Consider the following 18,639-nt stretch of genomic DNA (forward strand, 5'->3'; position numbering starts at 1 on the left):
TTGCGCAGCGCGCAATGGTATAAGTTATGCCGCGTCTGTGGTGAGCTTAGTGATTAACTCTGCGATGGTAGCGGGTTCTTGCGCGCCAGAGACTAAATATTGCTGATTAAATACGATGGCGGGTACGGCCTGAATACCACGACTTATCCATAATTGCTCTTCTTCTTTTACTGCTTTTTCATAACGTTTGTCGGTTAATACCGCGCGTGCTTCAACTGCATCTAACCCCACGCTGGTGGCAGCTTCAACTAACACGTCAATATCATCTGGGTTTTTCTGCTCGGTAAAGTAGCTGGTGAACAACGCCAGTTTCAGCTCAGTTTGTTTACCAGACTCAGCAGCCCAATACAGTAGCTGGTGTGCGAGAAGGGTGTTATAGATACGCGATGAGTCTGAAAAATTAAATTTAAAACCTAAATCGGCACCCATTTGAGTGAGCTGTTGTCTGTTTTGTGCACTTTGCTCTGGCGTTGAACCGTATTTTTCGGCAATGTGTTCGCCTAAATGTTGACCCTCTGGCCCCATTGCAGGATTAAGTTCAAATGGGTGCCATTGTAGTGAGACATCGAGGTCATCAAATTGGCTTAGTGCTTGTTCAAGACGGCGATAACCGACAATGCACCATGGGCACATTACGTCTGAAACGATATCAATTTGGAGTGGTTTTGTTGCCATGGTCGTTCCTATTAATGATTAATTCGGCTTAATTTTGCTAAACCTAAAAAATAAAAATTGCTATATTTGCTTATAAATTAACTGCTTTTAGCGGTTAATTGATGGGTTTATCACCATTTGTATAAACAACACAAAAGTTGCACCCAATGGCGCTAAAAATGTGTCTATACTTAAACAGTAATCTGATGTTTAATCAATGTAGGGGTTAGGTCTATTTGATATAGCCCATGCAAGTTGGTTTTAACAATATTGGTCTTGATGCACACATCACATGATCAAATTAACCACTTGTGATATTGCCCACATGCCCCATGTCTAATTATGTAAGCATGCATTTGTACAACGATGTTATTTATGTCAGCATGCATTTGTACCACGCGATATATTTGGCAAGTAAAATTCTGTTAAGGACAATCTATGAAAATAAATCTTTCTGGTCACCATGTTGATGTTACTGATACTGTCAAACAACACGTAGAAGAAAAATTCGCTAAAATAGCTAGCCATTTCCCAACGCTTATTTCGCTAGATATCATCATCGCCAAAGAACACGGTGAATTTGATGTTGAAATTCGAACCAACTATGAAGGAACTCGAATTGCTGCCAAAGGTAACAACGCAGTAATGTATCCAGCCATTACCAGCGCTGCTAAAAAATTAGATGCTGCTCTGAAACACCGTAAAGGCCAACTTAAAGCAGATTTACATGAAAAGCCGGATGTCACGGCGCCTGAAATCGCTTATGAAAAAGTACAAGAGATGGATCTTCGTTAATCCATTGGTTCACTAACAAAAAACGCAGCTCAAGGGCTGCGTTTTTTATTTCAGTGATTAATATTTATTCTTCGTCGCTAAACTCTGCATTGTGGTACACGTTTTGTACATCATCACAATCATCAAGAGCAGCTAAAAACTTTTCAAAGTTTTCCACATCTTCGCCTGTTAGCTCTGTCATCGTTTGTGGCACAAATGCTAAGTTTTCAACCTTAAAGTCAATCTCTGGGAAAGCTTCTGTTAAGGCGGTACGCGCATTGTTAAACTCAGATACCGGGGCAAAAACACTGATGATGCCATCTTCTAGCTCAACGTCAGTTACATCAACATCAGCCATCATAAGTAACTCAAGAATGGCTTCATCGTCTTCGCCTTCGAACACAAATACAGCCTGATGTTCGAACATATGGCCAACTGTACCAGGGCTACCCAATTTGGCATCATTTTTAACAAAAGCCTGACGAACCTGAGTAAAAGTACGATTACCGTTGTCGGTTAGACAGTCAACAATGACCATACAGCCACCAGGACCAAAACCTTCATAACGAGCAGTATCATAATCTTCACCGCCACCACCACGCGCTTTTTCAATAGCACGTTCAATAACGTGGGCGGGTACTTGGTCTTTTTTCGCACGGGCAATTAAGCTTCGCAGTGCTAGGTTACCGTCGGGGTCAACACCACCTTTGGCGCAAATATAAATCTCTTTGCCGTAACGTGAGTAAATTCGTGTCTTTTGGCCAGCGGTTTTCGCCATGGACTCTTTTTTATTTTGATATGCTCTGCCCATCTTAATCTCGTTTTATAAATGTTTAAGGCTAAAAATTGTCATCGATTCTAGCAGGAATAATGGGTGCTGTTTAGGTGCAGGTTCTAAATTTTGTATAATATACCCAAACAACCCGAAGATGCTCGACTTCAGCAAGAATTTACACGCGTTTAGGCAAGGCATTGATTGCGGGTAATGGTCGTTCCCTTTCCAAAATCAGCTAAATTAACAACATCCGCAGCATAAACGCGTGTAAAACTTGCCCTTTGGGAGTTTCACCGTGTTCCCAGTACGTTGTTGCGTCAATTTATAAGGTGCCTACATTACCGCATTAACGCGCCTAGTATTGAAAACACGGTGAAGCTCTGAAACACGTATCTTCAAGTTGATTGGGTATATAGGCTTGATAACACGATAATTATCATTATTAGGGCCATCGCTCTGAATGTGAGTTTGTTCGAAATACCGATATTTACACATCAGATGTGTTAATATTATGTATCAAATGAGGCCAATCGATAATACAATTTAACTATGTGGTATCGATTACCTACTAAAATATAATGATAAGAGAAAGGACTTCTCTGTGGCAATGTTCATGGATTTATACCAGAGATTGTTGCCATATATTCTGAGTTGATGTTGGTATTTTACAAGTATCAATATTATTTCTACACTGATTAAGTATGCTAGAAATGAGAGTCCTAATATGAAATCTGAATCTGCAGCTGCAGGTCAAGTATCAAGCGCAACTGTTACCGTGCTGTTTTACGAAGCACCCGCTGGCCTTGAAATGTATAACGCCGTGTTAACTGACCTTGAAGTGAGCAAAACGGGCCGAGTGATGATCCCCGAGTCATTTAGACGTGGTAAGTCGATTATTGCGGTACTTGAAGGTGAATGCACAATATTGAACGCACTAGGCGAGCGCGTGTATTCGCAGCGTACCGTCGGCTAATCTTACTCAGTCACTTGCAAACATAAAAAGACACTCACGTGTCTTTTTTATTGTCTCAACAAATCAATGTTATTCACTTTTTACCCAATATATCACTCTAGCCACTGATTAAATCACGCAATAACTTGTCAGCGAGAGGCTGTAATACTTCAATGCAGGGTTGTGTTGTGGCGACTGTCCGTAAACCATAAATTCCCATCACCAAATATTGTGCTAAAAATTGGCTGTCGCTTTGCTGCGGGATCAATTGTTGTTGTTTCGCACGTTCAAATATTTGCGATAAGGCTTGATGCCATGATTGTAAAAACTCACAGGTTATTTGTTTGATTTGGTCATCTTGCTCACCCATTTCACTTAACGATTTGGTCAATAAGCACGATTGAGTTGCATCGCAACTTAAACCTTCTTGCACGATTAACCCTAAGTAATCCCTTAGGTTATCTAAAGCCGAGCGCTCGTTAGTAAATAACTGTTGCATCTGCTGAGTTCGGTCGAGTTGATATTGTTCAATTGCCGCAATAAAGAGGCCTTTTTTATTATCAAACGCGCAATAAATTGACCCAGGATGTAATCCGGTTGCTTTGGTGAGATCCTGCATGCTGGTTTTAGCGTATCCATTCACCATAAAGGTACACATCGCAGCGCGTAACACTTTTTGTTTATCAAATTCAGCATGTCTCATATTCGGCCACTTTTGGTCAATAACAAAGCGTGATAACTCATATGTCTTGAGTCTAACTAAATTTGATCGACTATTCAAAAAATACTTGAATGTGTGCTCAATTAAGAATATTCTTGAATACATATTCAAGAAAGGAGATCGTCACATGACGGCCAGTTTATTTACACCTTACAAACTCAATGACACCCTAACATTATCAAACAAGATTTTAATGGCACCATTAACGCGTTGTATGGCGGATGATGACTTAGTGCCGACACAGCAAATTGCCGACTATTATGCGCGTCGTGCTGAAGCGGGCTTAATTATCAGTGAAGCGACCATTATTCGCGCCGATGGTCAGGGTTACCCAAACACTCCAGGTTTATTTACCCCTGCACAAATTGATGGCTGGCGTGTCGTAACAGACGCTGTGCACAAAAATGGCGGTAAAATCTTTGCCCAGTTATGGCACACCGGCCGTGTGGCTCACCCACACTTTTTTGGCGGTGGTGACGTATTATCATCTTCTGCCCAAGCGGTTGAAGGCACAGTGCCAAGAATGCGCGAACTGGTTTACCAAACGCCAAAAGCCGCCACAATTGAAGACATTAAACAATTAGTGATTGATTATGCTCAAGCGGCTGCAAACGCGATTGATGCAGGTTTTGACGGCGTTGAAATTCACGGCGCGAATGGCTATTTAATTGACCAGTTTTTACATCACGACAATAACCGTCGTGAAGATGAATACGGCCAAACCCCTGAAAACATGTCACGCTTTGCGTTAGAAGTGGTCGATGCTGTTATTGCGCGTATCGGCGCAGATCGCACTGCATTACGTGTGTCTCCAGGTGCTTATTTCAATATGGCTGGTGACTCACGTGACCGCGCAGTATTTGATTATTTATTACCTGAGGTGGCTAAGCGCAATTTAGCGTTTTTACACGGCGGTATTTTTGACGACTCAATGGAGTTTGATTACCTGGGTGGCAGCATCTCGGCTTACCTTCGAAGCGTATACACGGGCACATTAGTGGGCGTGGGCAGTTACACCGCAGAAACAGGCAGTGCTGCAATTGAGGCGAATAAGTTTGATTTATTAGCTATTGGTCGCCCGTTTATTGCTAACCCAGATTATGTGGCAAAGGTGCGTGACGGTGAAGAGTTAGTCGCTTACGCCGACACAATGTTAACTGAATTGATTTAAGTTTTTGTTGTTTGCGTGGCTAATCCTTACGGATTATATAAGCGTATTTTTGTAGGAATCCACTTATTGCCATGCTAATGCCAATGAGTGGCGCTAAATGATCAACCCCAATTTGTGTTTTTAGCATCCGTCTTGACCACAGCTTTTGCTGTGGTCTTTTTTTGCCATAAATTTGTCTCCCTGAGAGCAGTCTATTACTATGTCGACATTTTTCGGTACAGAGAAGCGTTATGCATACATTACAACAACTCAATGATGGTTTATTACAAGGTGCTCAACGGGTCAAAATCGCCCAGGGGCTGCATGAGTTCCCAACTAAACTATTTGAGTTAGCTGATACGCTTGAAGTGCTCGATTTAACTGATAATCAATTGTCGTCTCTACCTGACAACTTTGCCGATTTACATCAATTAAAAATCCTGTTTTTGTCGAATAACCTGTTCGAACATTTACCTGATGTACTGGGCCAATGCCCCAATTTAGAAATGATTGGTTTTAAAGCCAACCAAATTCGAACGGTATCAGACGCATCAATCCCAAAACAAACCCGCTGGTTAATTTTAACCGACAATCAGATAGAACAATTGCCTGACAGTTTGGGCCAGTGTTATCGCCTTGAAAAACTGGCATTAGCGGGTAATCGTTTAACTTCATTGCCGGCCAGTATGGCAAATTGTCATCGATTGGCTTTACTCAGGTTGTCTGCCAATCAACTTGATGCGTTACCACAATGGTTATTTGAACTGCCAAAATTGGCCTGGTTGGCTTTTTCAGGTAATCGTTTTAGTCATGTTGAGCACTGTGATAACACGCGAGTCCCGACAGTACCGTTACAGCAATTTCAGTTAGGTCAATTGCTCGGGCAGGGCGCTTCTGGATTAATTTATCAAGCATCACATATGGCTTTGCAGCACGGAACGGCTGAATTTAGTTATAATGATGAGGTCGCGGTAAAACTGTTCAAAGGCATGATCACCAGCGACGGTTACCCTGCAGACGAGCTTGATTGCTGCTTAACCGCAGGAGAGCATCCTAATTTGATCAATGTATTGGCGCAAATTAACCAGGCCGATCAATTAGGCCTAGTGATGCAGCTTATTCCGCCAAGTTACGCCAATTTAGGCTTACCGCCATCATTGCAAACCTGTAGCCGCGATACTTTTGAGCCAAACACCCGCTTTAGTGAGTCTCGTATTATTAACATAGCGACCCAAATGGCCGATATTTTGGCCCATTTACATCAAAATGGAATTAGCCATGGTGATATTTATGCCCACAACACCATGATTAACCCGCAAGGCAATGTGTTATTTGGCGACTTTGGCGCCGCATCTAACTTAAACCAGTTCAGCCCCGAGCGTCGTGTGTTAATGCAAGCCATTGAGGTGAGGGCGTTTGGGTACATGATTGAAGACATGCTAAATCTGATTGAGCACCCTCACAGCCCCAAGGCGCAAGCGCTACACCAATTAGTGCAAGATTGCTTGCAGCCTAACTTAAGCGCCAGACCGAGTTTTAATGACCTTAAACAACAGTTAGCCAGCATGACATAAGCTGCCACTATGATTATGCTTAGCAATGTAATTCGTATTGCTATGCTGCATTGCAGAGCGCCATTGCTGACTCCCCTTGAATATCCGCTGTGAAATATGGCCTTTAACTTAACACTGCATTATAATCAAATTATCATGTTGTAATTAAAGGTCATCACCAGTGGAAAACAAAACTGCCCGTTTTACTGTACTAATGGACCCGCTAAAAAAGCAGGCATTTGAGCAATTGTGTGCGGCACAAGATCTCACTCCATCACAAGTTACCCGTCAGCTTATTCGTGAATATCTTGAAAAACACGATGTCAGTTTTGGTGACAATCAAAGCCGACCGAACCCGCAAGTTAAAAGCTAATCTAGCGTTTTTACGGTGGAGTGTGAACTGAGCCTAACGGCTTAGGCTAGTCAATTTGTGATAATAACATTATAATGCGATTACAATTTAAGGTGAGGTGGTTTTAGTGGCTATCTCATGCCAGTCGATAACGCTTTTTGAACAATGCCTTAGTGCCTTTATCTTGTTCGATATAAGCTAAAAAAACAGAGAGTGAATTTATGAGTGATGTCATCCCGCCATGCCCAAAGTGTGAATCTGCTTATGCTTATTCAGACGGTACATTATTAATTTGCCCAGAATGCGCCAATGAGTGGAACCCAAATGAAGAAGTGGTTGATCCAGACGCCATCATTTTAAAAGATGCCGTGGGTAACCTATTGGCAGAAGGCGACAAAGTCACCTTAATCAAAGATCTTAAAGTTAAAGGTTCATCACTTGTGCTTAAAGTCGGCACCAAAGCCGTGATCAACCGCTTTTCAACAGGCGATCACGACATCGATTGTAAAGTCGACGGTAACGGCCAAATGATGCTGAAATCGCAGTTTGTAAAAAAACAAAACTAATAGCGATTGAACGAGTCGTTTAAGTGATCATAAATCAGCTTTAGTCTGGTTAATAAAAAATCCCCGCTGATAGCAATATCAACGGGGATTTTTTATTGTTAGCTGCTTATTTTCTCAGTTGGACATATACTTTTAAAGCTGCTGTGAGTAAATAAGTGGATGATTGTAATTACCTGTAGATACAGATATCTTGGTTTAACCTTGAATTTACAAAAGATTTCGTTATGCCTATTTGGTTAACTGCTGAAATTATAATTGCCATATCATCCATATTAATCGCGCTATGTGCTTTAGTTACAACTATCTGGCAAGGAATGATAACAAGGAAACATAACAAGCTGTCGGTGAGACCTATTATATCAGTTTATGTTATTGTTTCTGGAGATAATACGCTCGGTCTTAAAATAGTAAATCAAGGACTTGGTCCAGCAATAATAACTAGCGCCTTCATTAAAAAAAATGGGTTTCAGTTTAGGTTGGATGATAGAAAATATTTAAGTTTATTCCCTGAATTAACGGACAATCATTTTCAGTTCGGTTTAGGTGGAATGCAAGGCTCCTTGGTTCCACTTCAGCCGCATTGGCTAATTTCTACAGAAGTCCATAATGATTTAAATATTAAAAAATCTCTGGTATCGGCTCTTAATAAGATTGAGTTAGAATTTGAGTATGAGTCAATTTATAGAGATAAATTCCCTCCTTTTAAACAAACCATTGATTTTGGTGACTGAAGATGTTGTTAATTTTAAGCTCTTTAAGTTTAAGTTACATGAGGAATTAAAGTAATTGATTTCCTTATATTAATAGCAACAAACACCGCTAAATCGAAGAGAGTAAAATTACAGGTGCAAGCGCGGCTGTGACCTTCGAAAACATGGATGTTTTCGCAGAGCGCCCATGGATGGGGTTACAGCGTGTCACAGAAGCGATTGCACTAAGGTCACTCTTTCAAATCCATGTGATTGTGACATTTGCATTTCCTACTTGCTTGTAATTGGTTGATTCAACTCTGGACTTGAGGCCGTTGAAGAAAATGACGTGAGCTGGCCATGGACGGCCAGCTAGCTTTGGAGGGGAAGGGACGCCCCATCTGAAGCGTTAGCATTTTCGAATAAGGCCGAGGCTGGCTACAAACGAGGTGAAAAGCTCGATAATTTTCCGTCGCAACTTTTTCGCTGCCGTTGTTTGGTTAAAAGCGAAAATGTTGCCGGAACGGCAGGGGTGATCCAAGAGGGGATTGCTGTTGATCCCCTTTTGGCCCGTGCAGGGTGGAACCTTGCGATCTTAATCTGGTGTGGGCGAAGCGCCACGACGTTAGTGGCCGTAGGCCATGAGTACAAAAGTACAAAAGTACAAAGCAAACACCTGGATCCCGGCTCAAAGCATTACCGGGATAAGATGATTAAATTAACCTGCATAAATTGACAAATTACTACCATTAATCTGATGCAGGCGAAGCACCACGACGTTAGTGGCTGAAGGCCATTTTTGAAATACATTTAGGGACATTGATGTATTAGCTAAAAATTTATTTAAATTCAAACCCAACAAACCATGGAAAACGGCAACATGTGGACAAACTTTTAGTGCTGCGTGGGCAATTTGTGGACACTGCAAACAAAAAGGGCTTAGCATTGCTGCTAAGCCCTTCTATAAATTGGTGGAGGCGGCGGGACTTGAACCCGCGTCCAGAAAGCCTACATCCTCGGCACTACATGTTTAGTCTCTCTTTTATTTAACCAAGCAGTCTCCGAAAGACAGGATGCTACTTGGTGAGTCCGGTACTGTTTCGCGGTTCACCCCCGGACGGAGTTCCCTCGCTAGCACACTGTAATATGACCATCAGAATCCACTGTCCACGTGCGAAACGTGTGGTTGATGGCTAGCTAGCCTAAGCTGCTAGAGAGTAGTTAGAGTCGTTTGCAACTATAACGGTGCGGCTTTTTACGAGGCCAACCGCCCCTCGACATGCTCCTTGGGTTTCGTGAATCCTGTCGAATCCAGAATCGCCCCCAATTGAGTTAATCATAACGTGTTGTTGGACGAATACCTAGTGTCCATTAACAAAATATAATCGTTTGTTCACTATCTGTTCGTTATAGGCCTATGTTCAATAACAACTTATCTGTTTTAATCGTTTATGCGGCCCACTGACGAGATTAAGCGTTTTCTTTATCTTTTTTCATTACGCGTGCTTTTTCAATTTTCCACTCGCGCTCTTTCGTGTCTTCACGTTTGTCGTGATCTTTTTTACCTTTACCTAGGCCAATTTCCACTTTTACCCAGGCACCTTTGCGCCAGTACATTGATAATGGCACTAAGGTGTAGCCTTGGCGTTCAATTAAGCCGGCAAGTTTGTCAATTTCACTGCGCTTTAGTAGCAGCTTTTTGGTTCTGATTGGGTCACATATTACATGGGTCGATGCCGTATTTAATGGTTGAATTGTACAACCATGCATAAAGGCTTCGCCTTCTTTAATGTATACATAACAGTCTGATAAGTTAACTTTACCCATGCGGATAGACTTAACTTCCCAGCCCATCAGCTGCAATCCTGCTTCGATTTTGTCTTCGATGCGGTATTCAAAAGTCGCGCGCTTGTTGCGTGCGATGCTCGCTGAGGCATTTGCTGTTTTTTTCTTTACCATTGTATTTACCGTAGTGAATGTCGCTTTAACTCTTTAAGAGAACGAGCTGACAGTCAGCAGTTAGCCCATTTAATAAGTGCTATTATATTAAGGTTTTAAATTAACACCATTGATATAAAAGATATGGGGGAGATTTTGTCTATTTCAACGATTATACCTAGTTTATTGCCTATTGTGCTATTAACCACGAGATTTAGCGTCATGGCGGATGCCTTTTTTGTTTAACGTGATAAAATCCGCCCATTGTTTTTACTATAGTGATGTCAGATGCCCAAGATTGCCAAAAGTATGCTGGTTAGATTTAGTGCCAAAGAGATGTATGATTTAGTCAATGATGTTGAGTCGTATCATGTTTTTCTACCCGGATGTGTTGGGGGAAAGGTGCTAGCGTTTGACGGTAAAACCATGGTGGCATCTGTTGATGTAAGTAAAGCTGGGATCAGCAAAACCTTTACGACGCGCAATCAAGTTGTTGAGGCAAAAACGATTTCCCTAGAGCTTGAAAATGGTCCTTTTAAGTATATGCATGGATTATGGCAATTTACTGAATTAACTGACGAAGCCTGTAAAGTGGAGTTTGATTTAGACTTTGAATTTTCAAACAGGTTAGTTGATATGGCATTTGGTAAAATTTTTAAAGAGTTAATGTCGTCGATGGTGATGGCATTTACCGAAAGAGCAAAGGTAATTTATCGTGACAAGTAAAACAGAACAATTTGCCGTTGATGTCATTTATGCCTTACCAAAGCAGCAAAAAATCATCACGGTGATGGTGACTCCTGGCACCACGTTTATTGAAGCTGTGGTTCAAAGTAATATGGTGAATTTTTTCCCTGAGATAAACCTCGATGACGTTAAGCTCGGCACCTTTAGCAGATCGGCTAAACAAGATGAAGTGCTTGTGCCTGGGCAACGTGTTGAAATATACCGTCCTTTGATTGCAGACCCTAAAGACGTGCGTCGTAAACGTGCAGAGAAAGCCAAAGATGAAGGGCGGATTAATAAGATTACCGGTGCGAAGGTCAGTTAATCGAAGTACGTGCACTTTCGATTTTATTGTAGATATAATACCAATTCCATTAATTATGTGACCAATCAGAGTCACTCAGATTGTTCAGTTTGAGGCGCATTGTTGTAATAATGGTTATTCCCTTCTAAGACGATGCAACAAAGAAATGAACGGTCTGAGTGCCTCCTGCAAGGCGGGTTTCTGTGCCTTCTATGCTGCTTAATAGCATTTTGACGTAGAGCAACTATGCCTACAATTCTATTACTTGCCTAGAAGACACAGAACTCCCGCTGAATGACCAGATAATTAATGGAATTGGTATAAAAAAGCAGAATCAACCGATTCTGCTTTTTTATAGGCGCTGATAATGAATCAATCAGGCTCGTTGGTTTTTTCTGGTTGATTGGTTAACGTTGGACGTGTTTCCTCTACCAGTGGTTTTGCATCTGGGCGTACTTCAGGTAATAACGGCTGTAAGTCAGCGTCGCTTACCGATGGTAACGTGCTCAATTCAAGTGGTGTATTGAACTCGTTACTTAAATCGTAATCGCCAGTTACGCTAGAGATTTTATCACCAGTAAAATGAACGATGAGTTCTTTATGAGTGATTTTTGCATTACGGCCACTTTTGAAGTGATACACATAGTACCACGTGTCGTCAGCAAAACTGTCACGTAACACTGGACGGCCTAAAATGTATTCAGTTTGTTCTTTACTCATGTCAATGCGGAGTTTTTCAACTTGCTGCGTTTCCATGTAGTTACCTTGCGGAATATCAGGCTTATAAATTAGCCAATCAAAAACGCTACATCCGCTCATAGATAGTGAAAGCGCTACTGCGCTTACAAGGGTAAGACTTTGTTTTTTGTTTATCATTGTCTGCGCTACTTCCTAAATTCTGTCGGTCATCATACCCAAGCTGTCCCTATGCTGACAAGGGCCGATTAGAAGATGTTGTGGCTTTGAGTGAATATCTGGGCGTAAGTTCCTTTTTTTGTAAATAAAATGACCAGAAAAGCTCATTTAAAACAATATTGCGATTAACACTCGCCTCAAAGGAATGCCTCAGCCGCTTTCGCTCTGTGTTCTCGCTATTTGATAGGGAACAATCATCACATCATAGCGACGCCTTAATCAAAAAACGCTGGAGGCATTATGAGTGGTCACTTACTTAATGCTAAATGGTATTAGCCCAGCACCAGTTGCGTTTCAATCTTAATTTTTAAATGGCGCTATTTCAATCTTGTCGAGGAATACTTGACCATTACAGAAATATGGCGCGCGCGACATATCACACCGCCTCTAACTGGGTGTTGTCATAATACTGACGATATTTTCAGTGCCGTGTTGTGGTAATGTTGGTAAATAGTCATTAAAGTGTTTAATTTAAACAGTGACGCTAATTTATACCTTACTTATAAATAAAATAAGATGGCACAATGACAACAGAGCCACAGCAATTCATCAACAAGCCAATAAAACACGGTCAATTAATTTGTGTCGGCACTGGGATACAACTTGCAGGGCAAATAGGCCAACTCAGCATCAGTTATATTGAGCTGGCTGATGTGGTGTTTTCGTTGGTGCCAGACGGCTTTACCGACAGGTGGTTGTCGACTTTTAATGATGATGTGCGCTCCCTACAACCTTATTATGCTCAAGCAGGCGAGATTAAAAATAGACGTGACAGTTATCAGCAAATGGTGGATGTCATGTTAGCTGAAGTGCGCGCCAATAAAATAGTGGTATGCGCTTTGTATGGCCATCCTGGGGTGTTTTCGTGTGTTTCTCATATGGCAATTGAGCAAGCTACATTGTTAGGGTTTAGCGCTAAAATGCTTGCCGGTGTTTCAGCTGAGGCTTGTTTATGGGCCGATTTGGGAATAGACCCTGGTGGCAGTGGTCATCAAAGTTATGAAGCCACTCAGTTTATGCTGTATCAACATGTACCTAACAGATGCGCGCATCTGGTGTTGTGGCAAATCGCGCTGGCTGGCGAGCATACATTAACTCAGTTTGGTACAACGAAAGCGAGAATACAGATATTGGTTGAGCACTTATCGCAGTGGTATTCGCTTGAGCATGAGGTTGTCATTTATGAAGCCGCAAATTTAGCTGTTCAATCGCCAAGAGTGGAGCGTATCGCTTTAGCGGATTTACCTGACGCTCGGTTAACGACCATCAGTACATTATTGATCCCGCCTCAGCAAGCATTAGCATTAAATCCTGCCATGCTTGCAAAATTAGGCATTAGTGAAATGGATCTTGGTTAGATAATACTTTTTACAACCCGTAAGGCACAATATGTCGAACTTAAGCCAATTTTTTACTCAATTAGGTACAGATGCTGCATTGTTAGAAGCTTATCAGCAAGACCCTCGTGGTGTGATGAAAGCTAATGGCATTACCGATGTCGAAATCGCTGCGGTAATGTCAGGCGATAAAGCCCTTATTCGTCAGCTAGCCGGAGATGATGAGATGCAGATGTTCCAAATAATTACCACACCATAGCGATGGGCACATTGCTAATTCGCTTTTGCATTAAATGGTTGGTTACCGTGTTACTGTTAAGTAACGCGGTGATAGCTAATGCAAATGAAGTCGATGCAGAGCTTGATACTGCAGAAAACTTTATGCACACCGACACCCAAAGTGCCATTGCGACATTAGACTCTCTGTTAAGCCAGGAGTCAGAGCTGTCGAATAATCAAAAAAGCCGCTTATATATGCTCATAAGCGTTAAACATCTCTACCTCGCTGAGTATAACAAAGCCGATATTGCATTAGAGCGTGCGTTATCTTTTAACCCGCCAGATGATATTTTAACGCGGATTTATTTATACAAAGTCACGGTCAGTATTGGGCTTAAAGACTACAAACAGGCTTTTACCCAACTAGAGACTAATTTAGCCCGCATACATAATTACCAAGACAATAGCATTAAAATTGCCACCTATAATCGGCTATTAAACGTCTATTTAGAGTTAGAGGCTTACGACGAAATGTTGCGTATTTCGCAGTTGGCTCTTGAGCTCAATCAAGGAAAAAATCCTAAAAACCAGTGTTATTCGATGTTGTATTATTCGGTTGCCAATTTGCGTTTAAAGCAGCTTGAACAAGCATCGAGTCTTTTTAGCGACACAGAACAGTATTGTGCCGAACAAGGTTTTCCACTTATTGCTGTAATGTCGGTCAAAGGCCGAGCTATTGTTGCCTATGAAGAAGCAGACTATAAGCGGGCAGAAACGTTGTTTTTAACAGCACTAGAAGATTATCAAAAGTTTAAATTTGAAGTCGAGATTAACGAAATCCACTCATACCTGGGCATGACCTATTTTTATTTAGGTCGTTTTCAACAAGCCAAATTTTTTGCCGATAAAGTCAACCAGCTGCCTATAGCGCCTAATAATTTATTAGTGAAAAAGCGTGTTAATGAAGCCTTGTCTTTAGTGGCGGGTAAGCAAGGGCAATATGATAAAGCATATCAATATCAAGTGGTGGCCAATGCATTAAGCTTGCAGATTTTAAACGAACAAAAAGTGAAGGAAAACGCCTATCAAATGGCGCGTTTTGACAGTGTTGAAAAAAATCGCGAAAACAATAGTTTAATGCAAGACCACGAATTATTGATGCAACAAAAAGATCTTTTTATGAAAGATAAAAGTTCATCAATTATGTTTTCTACCTTGTTAGTTGGTGTTTCTGTCGGGTTATTATTGCTGCTGATCTCTGCATGGCTGCAACGTAATCAATTTATGAAACAAGCGCAGCGTGATGGGCTAACCGGGATTTACAACCGCCGTACAGGCCAGGAATTGGCAGAAGTCGAATTTATTGAGGCGCAAACGGTGAGTGAACCATTTTCGGTATTACTGATGGATTTGGATTTATTTAAAAACATTAATGATCAATTTGGCCATGCTACGGGGGATTGGACGCTTAAAAAAGTCACCTCAGTCATTGAGGGGATGATCCGAGCAAATGATATTTTTACCCGTATGGGGGGGGAGGAATTTGCTATTTTTATGCCCAAGCAAGATCAAGCTGCCGCCGCCGCGTTTGCAGAGCTTGTGCGGATTGAAATCTGTGGCATTAATACCCGTTACTCAGGGCACGATTTTACCATTACGGTAAGCTGTGGCGTAAGCACTGCAAGTAAAGATGACTTGAGCCTAGATCCACTCATCCAACGCGCGGATTTAGCCTTATATAGTGCTAAAAATAACGGCCGTAATTGTGTTCTTTGCTATGACGACGCAATGGCATAACCCGCGCGCACATTTTCAATTTAGTTGCCTGTCTTTACCCTTTTTTACCTCATAGAGACCTCATTTGAGCTTGGCTTGCCTACAGCCATTTTTGCCTCACCCCCATTCGCCTTGTTTAAGCCCTTTTAAATTCTCGCTGAGAGATCACTTACTAACGCGCAATGGTATTATTCCGTACTGCGCGATTACCCGCGAGTGTTTGAGTGTCACTTTTTACTTGTACATGCTTGCTATGGTGCCAATTTGCAATTATTTAGGCATAGAATTCATTTTTACTTGCACCATGTCGAATTCAGTTAACATTTCAAATGCACTATTTATAACTTCAAATGCACCATTTATCATTTCACTTGCACCATATACGACATTTTTATCAATTTTTTAAAAAAAATGCATTTGTTTTTGCAAAAAAACCAATCAATGAGTTCTTGTTGATCGGGTGACGTAACTCACTCTTTCACTTGTTATTAACCCCCTTATTATTACCTTTACGTAAACGTAATGTTTAAACGGTCGTTTAAATTTAGTTTATTTTCTTGCTTTGCTAAATAGCTGTTTTTAAATTTAAATTTCGCTTTACCATAAGGTAAGCTCAAAACGTACCCAGGTTGTTCGACTTTTGTCTGTAGATTAAAAAGTTGTATAAAAATATTTACGGTAAGTATTTTTATTACATTAATTTTTACCAAAAGAATTTGTTGGTCAATTGGTAAGATGAATTTTACCATTACTGTTTAGGGTAATGATTCTAAATTTTATTCTGTCATTTATCAGTAGTTTAGGGTTTTTATTTGTTGTTGGTAAGACCAATTTACGAGCTTGGTTTTATCGTCAAAATATGGTTTCGGTCAATTTTAAACTGTTGCAATTACAAACGTTTCTGGTTAGTTTTTAGTACGAAACAGACATTTGAAGGTTTTAGTTTGTCACGATAAATGATTAGGTAACAGTCACAACATCATGCAGTTAATCATGAATAAGCGCAGCATGTTGCGTTAACCCCAAATGGGTAACAGACCAAGGGGGCGCTTAAGTTGAAACACAAATGGCGTTACTGGTGAGTCATAGCAAACAAAACAATGCAGCACTTAGGGAGCCTATATGACGGCAGAGCAATTGGTAGCTCAATACAGTAAGACCACATCAACAGATGACTTAGCCGCCACCGACATTACAATTGTTGGCCCTGTAATAGACGGTCAGCAAGATGTTTTTAACTCAGGTGCTGTGGCTTTTTTAAACTCGTTGTGTGCAAAGTTTGCTGCTGAAGTGCCAGAGCTATTAATGAAGCGTAAGCAAAAACAAGTGCGCATTGATAATGGTGAGTTACCAGACTTTCTCCCTGAGACCCGTGCTATTCGTTATGGTGATTGGACCATCCGCGGCATTCCAGACGATTTAACTGACCGTAGAGTTGAAATCACTGGCCCTGTTGACCGCAAGATGATCATTAATGCACTAAACGCTAATGTAAAAGTGTTTATGGCAGATTTTGAAGACTCACTAGCACCTAGCTGGCAAAAAGTGGTTGAAGGTCAAATTAACCTTCGCGATGCGGTTAATGGCGATATCTCATTTACCGCACCAGAAACGGGTAAGCAGTATTCACTTAACCCCGATCCGGCGGTGTTAATTGCTCGTGTACGTGGTTTGCATTTAATTGAAAAACATGTGCTTTATAAAGGTGTTCCTGTGCCTGGTGGTCTGGTTGATTTTGCGATGTATTTTTATCACAACTATCGCCAGCTATTAGCCAAAAACTCTGGCCCTTACTTTTATATACCTAAGTTAGAAAGCCATATTGAAGCGCGTTGGTGGGCAAAGGTTTTTGCCTTTGTTGAAGAGCGTTTCTGCTTAAAGCCTGGCACGATTAAATGTACCTGCTTAATTGAAACGTTACCTGCAGTGTTTGAGATGGAAGAGATTTTATATGAGCTTCGCTCAAACATCGTTGCACTTAACTGTGGTCGTTGGGACTATATCTTTAGCTATATCAAAACATTAAAAAATTATCCAGATCGAGTATTACCCGATCGTCAAGCTGTGACCATGGACACTAAATTTTTAAGTGCCTATTCACGCTTACTCATCAAAACCTGCCATAAGCGTGGCGCATTAGCCATGGGAGGCATGGCGGCTTTTATTCCTGCAAAGGATGAAGACACTAATGCCAAAGTGTTGCAAAAAGTACGCGGTGATAAAGAGTTAGAAGCGCGTAATGGCCATGACGGCACCTGGGTTGCGCATCCTGGTTTAGCTGACACTGCAATGAAGGTTTTTAATGATTATATCGGCGGCGATAGAACCAATCAGTTACACATCACTCGCGATGTAGACGCACCTATTTTAGCCAGCGAGTTATTAGAACCCTGCGCTGGTGAGCGCACTGAAGAGGGTATGCGTTTAAACATTCGTATAGCGCTGCAGTATATCGAAGCGTGGATCCAAGGCAACGGCTGTGTGCCAATTTATGGCCTGATGGAAGATGCCGCGACAGCTGAGATTTCAAGAACGTCTATATGGCAATGGATAAAGCACCAAAAAAGTTTATCAAACGGTAAGTTGGTGACCAAAGATTTATTTAAAGAGATGCTGAAACAAGAAACCGCCAATGTGAAAAAAGAGCTCGGCAGTGAACGATTTAATGCGGGGCAATTTACTCAAGCGGCTGCGTTATTTGAACAAATTACTACCTCAGATGAGTTAGTCGACTTTTTAACTTTACCTGGTTACGAACTGTTAACTGCGTAAAGACGGCTTATTTACTCAGGAAGGGGTCATACCATGACGACACAATTAACTCGTCAACAATAAATACATTTGTATCGCATCTGCAAGAAGTGATTGCAGGTTACTTTGACCAAGTTATTACCTGTATTCAGGTCGGCAAGTTTTCAGTAACGGCGTTAACAGGCTTAACTGAAGAAGAGCACTGTTAAGTTTTACCGTTTTACAGTTTAGCCACTTTGTGGCTGTTGTAACCCCGTGCGGCTCACCTACAGGTCGCACGGGATTTTTATCCAGTCGGTTGGATCATAAGCAAACGCTTAGTTGTAGATTCTAACTGTTTGGGTACTTCCTACCCGTAAGCTTTCCCAACCACAAATTTGTGATTGCGGCTCTGATGAGCCGTTTTTTTTGATTTATATTCTTAAAGAGTATATAAAATAAACTTTTAACGTGAAATGATGGCCATTTTTTAGAGATGAGTCCAATA

The 18,639-nt window shown here is 41.3% G+C and carries 18 protein-coding genes and 1 other RNA gene; 13 read left to right on the plus strand and 6 right to left on the minus strand.

From position 1 onward, the window contains the following. Positions 1–24: 24 nt before the first annotated feature. A complete protein-coding gene (locus GQA99_RS09860; RefSeq protein WP_160053719.1) occupies positions 25–675 on the minus strand; it encodes a DsbA family oxidoreductase in 651 nt (216 codons plus the stop codon). 417 nt (positions 676–1,092) lie between these two features. Here GQA99_RS09860 and hpf point away from each other — a divergent pair, with 417 nt between their 5' ends. Further along, on the plus strand, positions 1,093–1,449 hold the full coding sequence (gene hpf / locus GQA99_RS09865) for a ribosome hibernation-promoting factor, HPF/YfiA family (protein WP_160053720.1): 357 nt from the start codon (positions 1,093–1,095) through the stop codon (positions 1,447–1,449). 64 nt (positions 1,450–1,513) lie between these two features. On the opposite strand, the gene GQA99_RS09870 is transcribed toward hpf, so the two are convergent. After that, positions 1,514–2,239 (minus strand): YebC/PmpR family DNA-binding transcriptional regulator, encoded by a 726-nt coding sequence (locus GQA99_RS09870; RefSeq protein ID WP_160053721.1) that lies wholly within the window; start codon positions 2,237–2,239, stop codon positions 1,514–1,516. 688 nt (positions 2,240–2,927) lie between these two features. On the opposite strand from GQA99_RS09870, the gene GQA99_RS09875 reads away from it, so the two are divergent. Continuing rightward, on the plus strand, positions 2,928–3,176 hold the full coding sequence (locus tag GQA99_RS09875) for a TIGR02922 family protein (protein ID WP_160053722.1): 249 nt from the start codon (positions 2,928–2,930) through the stop codon (positions 3,174–3,176). A 97-nt stretch (positions 3,177–3,273) separates the two neighbouring features. On the opposite strand, the gene GQA99_RS09880 is transcribed toward GQA99_RS09875, so the two are convergent. After that, on the minus strand, positions 3,274–3,858 hold the full coding sequence (locus GQA99_RS09880) for a TetR/AcrR family transcriptional regulator (RefSeq protein WP_160053723.1): 585 nt from the start codon (positions 3,856–3,858) through the stop codon (positions 3,274–3,276). Between the two features lie 145 nt (positions 3,859–4,003). On the opposite strand from GQA99_RS09880, the gene GQA99_RS09885 reads away from it, so the two are divergent. The 5 genes from GQA99_RS09885 to GQA99_RS09905 all read left to right on the plus strand — a co-directional run bounded on the left by GQA99_RS09885 (position 4,004) and on the right by GQA99_RS09905 (position 8,228). Continuing rightward, a complete protein-coding gene (locus GQA99_RS09885; RefSeq protein WP_160053724.1) occupies positions 4,004–5,047 on the plus strand; it encodes an alkene reductase in 1,044 nt (347 codons plus the stop codon). A 230-nt stretch (positions 5,048–5,277) separates the two neighbouring features. After that, a complete protein-coding gene (locus tag GQA99_RS09890) occupies positions 5,278–6,600 on the plus strand; it encodes a protein kinase (protein ID WP_160053725.1) in 1,323 nt (440 codons plus the stop codon). Positions 6,601–6,760: 160 nt separating this feature from the next. Then, entirely contained in the window at positions 6,761–6,952 is a 192-nt protein-coding gene (locus tag GQA99_RS09895) for a ribbon-helix-helix protein (RefSeq protein ID WP_011636565.1), read from the plus strand. A 200-nt stretch (positions 6,953–7,152) separates the two neighbouring features. Continuing rightward, entirely contained in the window at positions 7,153–7,497 is a 345-nt protein-coding gene (locus GQA99_RS09900) for a zinc ribbon domain-containing protein YjdM (protein WP_160053726.1), read from the plus strand. 224 nt (positions 7,498–7,721) lie between these two features. Next, a complete protein-coding gene (locus GQA99_RS09905) occupies positions 7,722–8,228 on the plus strand; it encodes a hypothetical protein (protein WP_160053727.1) in 507 nt (168 codons plus the stop codon). A gap of 927 nt (positions 8,229–9,155) precedes the next feature. Here the strand turns inward: GQA99_RS09905 and ssrA are convergent. Together ssrA and smpB are read right to left on the minus strand one after the other, a co-directional pair. Continuing rightward, positions 9,156–9,511, minus strand: a transfer-messenger RNA (tmRNA) gene (gene ssrA, locus GQA99_RS09910). Positions 9,512–9,656: 145 nt separating this feature from the next. Then, a complete protein-coding gene (smpB, locus tag GQA99_RS09915; RefSeq protein ID WP_160053728.1) occupies positions 9,657–10,145 on the minus strand; it encodes an SsrA-binding protein SmpB in 489 nt (162 codons plus the stop codon). A 267-nt stretch (positions 10,146–10,412) separates the two neighbouring features. Here smpB and GQA99_RS09920 point away from each other — a divergent pair, with 267 nt between their 5' ends. Then, positions 10,413–10,850, plus strand: a complete 438-nt coding sequence (locus GQA99_RS09920) for an SRPBCC family protein (protein WP_160053729.1) — start codon at positions 10,413–10,415, stop codon at positions 10,848–10,850. After that, complete coding sequence (locus GQA99_RS09925; RefSeq protein WP_160053730.1) at positions 10,840–11,175, plus strand: RnfH family protein; 336 nt, start codon at positions 10,840–10,842, stop codon at positions 11,173–11,175. Before GQA99_RS09920 ends, GQA99_RS09925 begins: the two co-directional genes overlap by 11 nt. 351 nt (positions 11,176–11,526) lie before the next feature. Here the strand turns inward: GQA99_RS09925 and GQA99_RS09930 are convergent, their stop codons facing one another. Beyond that, complete coding sequence (locus GQA99_RS09930) at positions 11,527–12,030, minus strand: outer membrane protein assembly factor BamE (protein WP_160053731.1); 504 nt, start codon at positions 12,028–12,030, stop codon at positions 11,527–11,529. A gap of 563 nt (positions 12,031–12,593) precedes the next feature. On the opposite strand from GQA99_RS09930, the gene GQA99_RS09935 reads away from it, so the two are divergent. From GQA99_RS09935 to aceB, 4 genes are all read left to right on the plus strand, one after another. Beyond that, the gene (locus GQA99_RS09935; protein WP_160053732.1) at positions 12,594–13,427 is read left to right on the plus strand and encodes an SAM-dependent methyltransferase; all 834 of its coding nucleotides are present in this window, start codon (positions 12,594–12,596) and stop codon (positions 13,425–13,427) included. A 31-nt stretch (positions 13,428–13,458) separates the two neighbouring features. Further along, positions 13,459–13,665 (plus strand): hypothetical protein, encoded by a 207-nt coding sequence (locus GQA99_RS09940; protein WP_160053733.1) that lies wholly within the window; start codon positions 13,459–13,461, stop codon positions 13,663–13,665. A 47-nt stretch (positions 13,666–13,712) separates the two neighbouring features. Next, on the plus strand, positions 13,713–15,422 hold the full coding sequence (locus GQA99_RS09945) for a GGDEF domain-containing protein (protein WP_160053734.1): 1,710 nt from the start codon (positions 13,713–13,715) through the stop codon (positions 15,420–15,422). Positions 15,423–16,523: 1,101 nt separating this feature from the next. Further along, on the plus strand, positions 16,524–18,173 hold the full coding sequence (gene aceB / locus GQA99_RS09950) for a malate synthase A (protein ID WP_160053735.1): 1,650 nt from the start codon (positions 16,524–16,526) through the stop codon (positions 18,171–18,173). Positions 18,174–18,639 lie beyond the last annotated feature (466 nt).

The organism is Shewanella litoralis (assembly GCF_009828585.1).
Lineage (GTDB): Bacteria > Pseudomonadota > Gammaproteobacteria > Enterobacterales > Shewanellaceae > Shewanella > Shewanella litoralis.